At 38.9% G+C, this 1,192-nt stretch carries 1 protein-coding gene and 1 pseudogene; one reads left to right on the top strand and one right to left on the bottom strand.

Annotated elements, in window-relative coordinates; genetic code table 11:
• Positions 1 to 190: pseudogene (locus tag E4T80_RS12595) on the top strand (IS481 family transposase); the annotation flags it as partial.
• Positions 191 to 250: 60 nt separating this feature from the next.
• Here the strand turns inward: E4T80_RS12595 and E4T80_RS12590 are convergent.
• Positions 251 to 1,093 (bottom strand): DNA topoisomerase, encoded by an 843-nt coding sequence (locus E4T80_RS12590; protein ID WP_267899462.1) that lies wholly within the window; start codon positions 1,091 to 1,093, stop codon positions 251 to 253.
• Positions 1,094 to 1,192 lie beyond the last annotated feature (99 nt).

The following is a 1,192-nucleotide window of genomic DNA, read 5'->3' as shown; positions in this document are numbered from 1 at the left end:
TTACCAAGTGGCATTTAGGAAGAAAATTTATATGGATTTGAGTACATTACAAGCTGATTTGGATGAATGGTTGCTGTATTATAACCATCACCGAACCCATCGAGGAAAAATGTGCTGTGGAAGAACGGCAATGGAAACATTAGTTGATGGAAAACGAATTTGGGCAGAAAAAAATTTAAGCTCAAATTAATCTGACAGACACACATCGTTTTAAACGGGGACTGTCAGATTGAGTTTGATCTTCTACAATTTATTTGATCATTTGACGCAAATTCGCAAACTGTTGAGAAAGGTTTGCAGAAGTTGCTTTTTTACCATTTGACTTTTTCTTCTTCGTAGTTTCAACATATTTGCAATCCGGATAACCGGTACATCCCCAGAATTCACCTTTCTCGCCTTTAATTTTTCTAAGTGGCTTACCGCACTGTGGGCATTTCTTGATGTCGATATTCCCCATATTCAGGTTTTGTTGCATCCCCCTTTCAATTAAATAGCGTGTAAATTGCTCTTGTTTCTGCATAAATTCCGGTAAACTCATTTGACCTTCCGCAATTTTATTGAGTGCCTGTTCCCATAATGCAGTCAATCCGGGATCTTTCAACACTGTCGGTAAATTATCAATCAACATTATGCCAGCTTCCGTTGCAATCACGGATTTTCCTTTTTTCTTAATATAGCCGCGATCATAAAGGGTTTTCATAATACTGGCTCGCGTTGCTTCCGTACCTAATCCCTCCGTTTCCCGTAATTGTTTTTTAAGGCGCTCGTCCGTCACAAAACGAGCAACATTGACCATTGCTGTCAGTAACGTTCCTTCCGTGTAATGGCTCGGCGGTGAGGTTTTTAGGGACTTAACTTCAGTGTCAATGACTTGTAGCATCTGGTTAACATTGACAGCTGGTAGCCTTTGTTTCTCGGTGTTATCCTCTTGTGATGATTTGCTAAATAATATTTTCCAACCGGAAGCGATAACCACTTGCCCCCTCGTAATTAGCATTTGCCCTCCAGCGGATAACGTAATCACTGTTTTATCGGTTTCAATGTGCGGTAAAAACTGTGCAAGATTGTCAATGATCTTCCAAAATTGAACCACAAAGATCCTTTAAAAGTGATCCACTTTTATTATTTCTTAATTACGATGTTTAAATCGATAAGATTCATTACCCGTTTCTAAAATATGGCAATGGTGAAT

Origin of the sequence: Muribacter muris (genome assembly GCF_004569585.1) — a bacterium.
Taxonomy (GTDB): Bacteria; Pseudomonadota; Gammaproteobacteria; order Enterobacterales; family Pasteurellaceae; genus Muribacter; species Muribacter muris.
Note: the sequence above shows the minus strand (reverse complement) of the source record. Positions and strands in the feature narration are given on the sequence as shown.